The 8,180-nt window shown below is 55.1% G+C and carries 7 protein-coding genes and 1 tRNA gene; 5 read left to right on the top strand and 3 right to left on the bottom strand.

The features are described 5' to 3' along the window. The 3 genes from AB5Z25_RS08760 to AB5Z25_RS08750 form a co-directional block, all read left to right on the top strand. A partial coding sequence (locus tag AB5Z25_RS08760) for a CysS/YqeB C-terminal domain-containing protein (protein WP_438265633.1) occupies window positions 1-258 on the top strand: 258 nt, incomplete at its 5' end. Window positions 259-401: 143 nt separating this feature from the next. Continuing rightward, window positions 402-1,310 carry a 23S rRNA (guanosine(2251)-2'-O)-methyltransferase RlmB gene (gene rlmB, locus AB5Z25_RS08755; RefSeq protein ID WP_368135331.1) on the top strand — a complete coding sequence of 303 codons (909 nt, stop codon included), beginning with the start codon at window positions 402-404 and terminating at the stop codon, window positions 1,308-1,310. A gap of 3 nt (window positions 1,311-1,313) precedes the next feature. Then, on the top strand, window positions 1,314-1,991 hold the full coding sequence (locus AB5Z25_RS08750) for an NYN domain-containing protein (protein WP_006234978.1): 678 nt from the start codon (window positions 1,314-1,316) through the stop codon (window positions 1,989-1,991). 27 nt (window positions 1,992-2,018) lie between these two features. On the opposite strand, the gene AB5Z25_RS08745 is transcribed toward AB5Z25_RS08750, so the two are convergent. Further along, window positions 2,019-3,359 carry a DNA-binding protein gene (locus AB5Z25_RS08745; RefSeq protein ID WP_368135330.1) on the bottom strand — a complete coding sequence of 447 codons (1,341 nt, stop codon included), beginning with the start codon at window positions 3,357-3,359 and terminating at the stop codon, window positions 2,019-2,021. Between the two features lie 224 nt (window positions 3,360-3,583). Here AB5Z25_RS08745 and AB5Z25_RS08740 point away from each other — a divergent pair. Next, window positions 3,584-3,658: transfer RNA gene (locus AB5Z25_RS08740), tRNA-Thr, on the top strand. A 533-nt stretch (window positions 3,659-4,191) separates the two neighbouring features. Here the strand turns inward: AB5Z25_RS08740 and AB5Z25_RS08735 are convergent. Both AB5Z25_RS08735 and AB5Z25_RS08730 read right to left on the bottom strand, forming a co-directional pair. After that, the gene (locus AB5Z25_RS08735) at window positions 4,192-5,577 is read right to left on the bottom strand and encodes a PTS transporter subunit EIIC (RefSeq protein WP_368135329.1); all 1,386 of its coding nucleotides are present in this window, start codon (window positions 5,575-5,577) and stop codon (window positions 4,192-4,194) included. Window positions 5,578-5,601: 24 nt separating this feature from the next. Further along, window positions 5,602-7,020: a glycoside hydrolase family 1 protein gene (locus AB5Z25_RS08730; RefSeq protein WP_161145281.1), complete on the bottom strand. Its 1,419-nt coding sequence runs from the start codon at window positions 7,018-7,020 to the stop codon at window positions 5,602-5,604. 153 nt (window positions 7,021-7,173) lie between these two features. On the opposite strand from AB5Z25_RS08730, the gene AB5Z25_RS08725 reads away from it, so the two are divergent. Beyond that, window positions 7,174-8,007: a MurR/RpiR family transcriptional regulator gene (locus AB5Z25_RS08725; RefSeq protein WP_070100711.1), complete on the top strand. Its 834-nt coding sequence runs from the start codon at window positions 7,174-7,176 to the stop codon at window positions 8,005-8,007. Window positions 8,008-8,180: the final 173 nt, after the last annotated feature.

Here is an 8,180-nt window from a genome sequence, read left to right as displayed (position 1 = left end):
GAGCTGCTCGATACGTTTGGCGTTGAGCTCCCCGAGCCCAAGGTCGAGCTGCCGCTGGGCCTGCTGGGCGTTGCCGCCGGTTTGGTTGCCTACACGGGTGACGACGTGGACGAGGCTGCTGCCAAGATTCTCGAGGCCCGCGCCGAGGCCCGTGCCGCCAAGAACTGGGATCTGGCAGATGCCATCCGCGACCAGCTCAAGGACCTGGGCCTCACCATTGAGGATACTGCCGCGGGCACTCGTATTAAGAGTCTCTAGTATTTGTCGACCGTTCGAGGTGCGGCAGATTGCCTTGAAAGAGGAGGGCATAGACCTGGTGGTCATGCCCGACGATTGAAAGGCAAGGTGCCGTGGCTCGGACGGTCGATTCTTGTTCGTTATCTATTTAAGGAGGCCGTTTTATGGCCGACAATCGCAAGCGTGCACCTCGTGGCGGCAAGCAGGCCGCTTCCGGCTCGCGTCCGATTCGCCGTAACGACCGCGCTGCCGCTCCCAAGGGCCAGCGCGATCGTACCCAGGCCGCACGTCCGCAGCGCAACCGCGACAATGTTCAGGCTCCCAAGGGCGAGTTTATCGAAGGTCGCCGTGCTGCCGCCGAGGCGCTGCGTACCGGCTTTCCCGTCAAGTGCGCGCTCATTGCCGAGGGCGGGGAGCGCGATGCCGCCTTGTCGCGCCTGGTCGACGACCTCAACGCCGCGGGTGTCCGCATTAAGTATGTGCCGCGCGCGCAGCTCGATGCGCTGTCGAGCCATGGCGCTCACCAGGGCATTGCGCTCGAGGTTGGCAACTTCCCCTATGCCGATGTTGCCGATATCCTCGACCGTGCGGGCGACGGTCCGGCGCTCGTCGTCGTGCTCGACCATGTGACCGACGACGGCAACTTTGGCGCCATCGTGCGCTCCGCCGAGGTTGTGGGCGCGGCGGGCGTCGTCATTGCCAATAAGCGTGCCGCCGGCGTGACCGTGGGCAGCTACAAGACCTCAGCCGGTGCCGTCATGCATCTGCCTATCGCGCAGGTTCCCAATATCGCCCGTGCGCTCGACGATTTTAAGGCCGCTGGTTTTTGGGTGGGCGGTGCTTCCGAGCACGCCGAAGGCAGTTGCTGGGATGCTCCTTTCGAGGGCCGCGTGGCGCTCGTCATGGGCTCCGAGGGCGACGGCATCTCGCGTCTGGTGCTCGAGAAATGCGACTTTTTGACCAAGCTTCCCCAGCGCGGTATGACCGAGAGCCTCAATGTTGCCCAGGCGACCACGGCGCTGTGCTTTGAGTGGCTGCGCCGCAACGCCGGCGAGCTGATGGGGGAGGAGTAGCGCATGTCCAAAAAGAACCGTGCCAAGTCCAAGGCCAAGCGCTTTGGCGAGGGCTCGGCCAAGCCGATTGTTTCGGCCGCGACCTACGGCGTGGGCGGCAATGCGTTTGCGCAGGCTATCGCCGACCCAGTCTCGACGGTGCACTCCAACAAGCCCGAGCTGCTGGTGGTCGACGGTTACAACGTGATCCACTGCACGCCGCGCTACGAAAAGCTCGTGTACGACCATTCCGACGATCCGTATTCCAGCGACGTCCACGATATGGCGCGCACCGCCCTCATCAACGACGTTGCTGCCTTTGCCCAGGGCCGTTACGAGGCCGTGATCGTGTTTGACGGCGCGGGCAATATCTCCAGTGAACGTCCCAACCTGCCGGCCCGCGGCGTGCGCATCGAGTTCTCGCCGACGGGTGTTTCAGCCGATACCGTGGTGCAAAAGCTCTGCATCGAGGCGCGCGAGGAAGGCCGCGCATGCTCTGTGGTATCGAGCGACGGCACGATCCAGGCCGTCGTCATGGGCAAGGGTGTCACGCGCATCTCGAGCCGTATGCTGGTGGACGAGATCAAACAGATCGATAACGACGTTCACGAGGCAGAGGAAGCTCCGCAGATCAAGATGACTCTGGGCAGTCGCCTGAGCCCCGATGCCCTGGCCAAGCTCAAGGCCCTGCGCGGGAGGTAGGGAAGTTGGCGGGGCAATGCTGCCTCGCTAACTCCATTCAGCGATGTCGATCATTCTTTCGAGGCGCCACGTTAGCGCCTTTTTTAGATATGGCAGCCTTGCCGTGAGCGCGTCGTTTCTGGAAAGAATCTCGATTGCCTCGTCAACGAAGCCTTCGAGTTTGTCGCCGTCAAACCAGCCCATGTCCTCGACGAGCAACATTTGTTTGGCGGGGCTTGAATGAAATTGTGCGCTGGTAAAACTGTGCTCTCCCGCCCTAAGCTCCTCTAGTGATATGTTGCACCAGAGCGATGAGCCCGAATCGAAGATGGGGGCAGGTCTGCAAGCTTGCGTGTTTACGTTTCGCACGAGGCCGAAGTTGCGCCAATGACGATCGTAGTTGGCAATGATGTCGTCACATACGATCATGCGGTCAAGGGCATCCTTGACGCCTGTCACCCCGAGCTCCTCGCAGTTTGCTACATATCGCTCGTAGTCGGTTAGCCGTTCATCTGCGTTTGCGTGCTGGTTTACATAGAACGCAGGGACATACTCTTCTTCATCAGTTAAGAAGACATCGCATGTGCTCAGGGCGGAAGTGCCCGTGCCCTCGAGCGAGTAAGGCACATAATCGCAGGCGTTTAGGATGCGACGGTGGAGCGCGGTCGCCACCAGCTCGTTATAAGGTTCCTGGTCCAGGTGCGCTCCTGCCTTATGCAGAATTCGACGTTCGCCCTCGCATGTCCAGTACTTTTGAAGATTGCCGTCCGAGGTGTTATCGGGCTTTGCGGCAGCCGCTTTTCCCTCTGGGGCAAAGGGTGCAATGGACAGCGAGACGTCATCAAAGGCGTTATTGAAGAAGTTGATATCCTCCCAGGTGAGACCGGAACCTTGGGGCCTAATCCAATACTGGTCGGATAAGGAGAGGCCTAGATTTCGCTGGACGAGTTCATCGGGAACATCGACTGCGGCTTCTGCAAGCAGGGAGGCTAGCCCAATGCGTGCGAGCGGGATACCGCGGCCGCGCCACCAGATGCGGAAGGAGTCTAGCGATATGGGGCTATTAGGGCCAAATACTCCAATAGGGGCGTGGGCGTAATCGATGTCGGCACCGATGTGGGTAAAGTCTTTTCGCGATGTACTGTAGACCAGCTGAGCGACTTCGTACGTGCGGTTCATGAGGGTGAACGCGATCTCGCTCTTACCGTGGCCGCGGCGGGGACGTCCCCCCGTTTTGGTCACAGAGCGGAGTCGCGTGTCGACGCTGTCTTTGTCGATGAGCCATACACCAGAAGCCTTGCGGGCCTCAAGTGCTCCGTTTTTTATGAGCTCCTGCACCCTGCGCGGAGTGATGCCGAGCAGCTCGGCGGCTTCTTTGGTAGTAAGCATCGCGAAACCCTTCGCTAGAACGAATAGTTTTATATATAGCAATTGTAATTAAAACTATTCGTTCTGGCGAATGGTTTTAAGATTGAGGGCGCACTGACAGAAATGAACGGGCCTGGTACGCGTTGTTGCTGGATTTTGCATATTTGTATAACGCCGTGCGGCCTGTTGCGCCCCGTCCGCAATTCCTTTATTCTTAACTCGCTTCGCGTGAAAGCGCCAAGTGTGCCAGTGTGGCGCAACGGTAGCGCAACTGATTTGTAATCAGTGGGTTGCAGGTTCGATTCCTGTCACTGGCTCCATGAGAGTTTCGGGCTCTGTCTCTATATGGGACAGGGCCCGTTTCTATTTAGGTGGTGCGCCATCGGGTTAGCGCCCATCCCGTTTTTGGTTTGTCTCGTCCTCCAGTTTGTCTAAATCTGTAACACCAAGACCGATATTTGGCATCTAACTGTTACAGATTGAGATGAAACTTAGGGTGTTTTAGGAATATCTTGATCTGTAACATGTAGAAGCGGAATAGGCCTCTTGCTGTTACAGATCGAGACAAGGGCGGGCGCGGACCTGGATGTCCTGCTCGAGCGTGGATTTCTGGACACGCGAGCGAAGAAAATCTCCCGACCGGAGAACGAGCGTGGATAATTAACTTGGATAGGGAGCTAAGGTAAACACCGATTGTCTATCGACGGCTTTAGAAACAACGACCCCGATTTCATTGTGGAATCGGGGTCGTTTGTGCCTCAGGAATCCGAATGGATTAATCGAGCTCCTAAGGGACTTCTTGGGTTCTTGCTAATGGTCTGCCGAGGATGTCCCCAATGCAAACAGCGGGCATCTACTCAATATAGCTGGGGTTCTTCTTGATGATTACGCGTGCAGCGATGAAAGAGACGACGATGGCGATGATGGCGACAACGCATGCCAGCACGAAGTTGCCCATGGACCCATCGGGAGCGATAAAGATGAGTGCCGAAAGAAGGCCGGGGCATGCTCCCGCAACATACTCTTTCAGAACAAAGATGCCTGCAGGGAGTCCAGCGCAGAGCGCGCCGATTGCCGTGCCGACAAGCAGGCGGGGACGCTCGATGAGGCAACCGTAGAACGCGGGCTCGGTTACGCCACAGAGTGCGGTAACGGCAACCGTGGTGACCATACCCTTCTTCTCCTTGTTTCCCTTCATGGCAGTTGCCAGGGCGAGGCTCGTGCCGCCAATGCAGAGGTTCGAGATGAATCCAAAGATAATGGGTGCCCAACCGAGCTGCGCCAGGCTCGTAACTTCGATTGCGATGTAAGCCTTATCGAGACCGAGCATGACGAAATAGGGGTTAAGGGCTGCCAGGATCGGAGTAGCGATAAATGCCACGTTGTCCATAAGCCACGTGACGGCATCACTCAGCGCGTAGCCCATCATGCTGCCGGCGGGGCCAAGGATAATCAGCTCGACGGGCACGACGATGATCATGGTGAGCAGCGGCTTCAAGAACAGTTTGGTAACGTCGGGAATGATCTTCTGAAGGCTGCGGTCGACAAAGTACATGAACACAACGCCCAGTACGATGGGCACTACCGTACTCGAATAGTCGTTCGTCGGGATGGGGATACCAAGAAAGTCGAGACCCTCGGCACCGCTAATGGACGAGCTGATCATGATCGCGCCCAGCAATGCGCCCATGATGGGCTGCATCTTCATGACGGCTGCGAGCTGATAACCAAGATAAACGGGCAAGAAGCTAAACGAAGCGCTAAAGATCGCCAACAGGACCTGGGCGGTTCCGCTATCGGTGCTTAATCCGCAATAATTGACCAGGAGATTCTTGATCGAAAGAATGAGTCCGCCAACGATGAGCGCCGGGACGATGGGCATGAATACCTGTGCAGAGACGTTCCCGAATTTCTCAATCAAGCCCATGGCGGTGTTACCGCTTTTAATGCCTTCTGCAAGGTCTTTGGCGGTTTGGGCATCGTCGGCAACCGTGCCACCGCCGACTTCGATTCCCGCGAAGTCGAGGAAGTCGTTGTAAGCCTCGGTGACGTTGGGGCCGATGATCACCTGAAGCTGGCCACCGCTGACTACTGCCCCGAGCGCCTGATCGGCCGATTTGGCGAGCTGGAGATCGATGATCGAGGTGTCTCGTGCGTCGATGCGAAGGCGTGTCGCACAATGAGTTACCGATGTAATGTTCTCTTTGCCGCCAACAGCCTTTAGGACTGTTTCGGACATTGCCTGATATTTCATCTCTTTCTCCTAACCTTCCTGCTCTTGATACTTCGAGATAAGGTCTCGGTACCAATACCAGCTCTTTTTGGGGGTGCGCTCCAGATTGTTCTCGAAGTCGATATGGACAAGTCCGTATCGTTTTTCGTAGCCGTTGATCCAGCTATACAGATCCATCGTCGACCAGAGGTAGTAACCCTCAACGCGCGCGCCGTCGCGCTTAGCCCTCATCATGTGCTCGATGAACTGGCCCAGAAGCTCGATGCGGTCATCATCGTGGATCATTCCGTCTGTGTCTGGTTGCTCATAGGCGCCATGTCCGTTTTCCGTAATAAAGATGCGGGGCGCGTCATAGCGCTCGTGGACATCCATGATGGTTGAATACATGCAACTTGGGAGTATTTCGCGGCCCCATTTATTGCGGGGAACATTGCTGTCGCGGGCGCTTTCAAACAAGGGCGCAATGCATTTTCCTTCGACCCTTTTGCTCGAACTGCCCTTATTGTTCGCCGAAACGGCAAGCTCTCCACCGTGCCAGTCGGTTACATACTCTCGGCAATACACGTTGAGTCCAATAAAATCGACTTTACCGTCTCTGAATTCTTTTACGTCATTTGGGGATCGATAGAGCGAGACGCCAAGTTTTTCAAGGATTTCGTCCATTTCTGGCGGCAGTTGACCCTGAAGCGCTGGTGCCAGAATCATGCGATTGGCGAAAAAGTCTGCGTATCGAAATACGTCATCAGGGTGCTCGGTTGCCGGGTCGAGTTCGACAACGCCGCCATCGTGGACGGCGCCGATGATGCCGTCGTAGCCCATTTGACGATATGCTCGGACTGCGAGTGCGCTTGCGCGCATCAGGTTGTACTGAAACTGCATGTACGACTGAACATCGAGCGATCGATTGGGGGGATAGTTGCCCAACATGTTTACGCAGTAGCTGTAGAAATGCGGCTCGTTAACGGTAGCCCAGATTTTGACGCGGTCTCCAAAGCGCTCAAAGCAAATCTTGGCGTATTTGCAGAACCACTCTGCCATGTCGTTGTTCAGCCATCCGCCTTTGCAAGCAAGCGTGAATGGCAGATCGTAATGGAACAGCGTAACGTTGGGCTCTATGCCATTTTCGAGGCAGCAATCAATGACCCGATTATAAAAATCGATACCCTCTTCATTCACTTCGCCGATACCCGTGGGGATGATTCGACTCCATGAAAGAGAGAAGCGATAGGTGTTTTGTCCGCCTTCTTTCATCATGCGGATATCTTCTTCATAGCGATGGTAGAAGTCGCAAGATACATCACCGTCAACATGGTTGATGTTCTTATTGCTTGTGTGGCTAAAGAAATCCCACTCACCAAGGCCTTTGCCGTCTTCGTTCCAGGCACCCTCGCACTGATAAGACGCCGTGGCGGAACCCCAGAGAAACGGCATGTTGTTCACGTTGCCCATGAATCCCCTTTCCATCACTCAAAACACGGTGAATACGTGTGGCGGAATTATGATTAAGATGACGTCAACTGATTTGAATCATAGGAGAACGACCAAAGCTGTTTGATTCAATAAATGAACCATGATTTCGAGGAGAGCGGAAAGAGGGATCACGTGAATATCAATGACTTCGATGTGCTCAATCGCATTAGCTCCATCATCAACAGCGAGTTTGGGTCAAACGATGCCGCCATCGCTCGATATCTCATCGCTCACATTAGGCGTTCGAGCGAAATCAATGTTGCCGCAATAACCCGCGATGCATTCGTGACTCGTTCCGCTGTTCGTCGTTTCTGCAATCGATTGGGCTACCAGTCTCTTAGCGATTTGAAAGAATCATTTACTCAGTCAGTCTTTCCAAGCGACTTAAGCCATCGAGAGGAGGAATTTGGCTACGAGGAGTACAGGGCAGAGCTCGACGTTCGCATGATCGAGATGTTCGCTGAGGTTGAAAGCGGCGTGTCCGATATCGCTATTAAGCATCTTGTCGACGAAATTGATGGCCATAAAAACGTTGAAATCTGGTGCACCAATAATGTGAGCGCCAATCTCGTACGATTTCAGCAGGAAATGTTTTATGCGGGCAAGATAGTTCGCATAGTTGCTGGGGCTAACGTCGCGGAATTGAAAAACATGGGAGACGCTTCGCAGTCATTGATAATTCTCGTATCGGTCTCCGGGCTATTTGCGTCACAGGCGCGTGAGTATCTTGATTGCCGTTCGGGCAGGAAGATTCTAATTACTGCGTTTAGCAACGATGACAAATCGAGGTCTTTTGACCGTGTATATCGTCTTGGTAATGCGGGAAACGGAATTGACCGACTCGGCGTTTATTCGAAATACGCCATGACTTATTTTTTCGACTTGCTATCGTCGTGTTACTTGAGTCGCTACCCCTGCACCAAGGGGGAGCCGCTTTATGGGTCTACTTTGGCCTGGCCCGAGTAGTTGCGGCTTTACAGTTCTCTCGCCTGGAGAATGAACGTGGATAATCTGCCACTTTGGCCTTAGAGCCGCGCTAAAAGTGGGAGATAATCCACGCTCGATCGTGGCGTGGAAGCCCCGATCTCGACCTATATATAGGTGCAAATAAGCTGGTATCGAAGTTCGATACTGAAGGT

The organism is Collinsella aerofaciens (genome assembly GCF_040910325.1).
GTDB lineage: Bacteria > Actinomycetota > Coriobacteriia > Coriobacteriales > Coriobacteriaceae > Collinsella > Collinsella aerofaciens_BL.
This window is presented reverse-complemented; position numbering and strand designations above follow the sequence as displayed.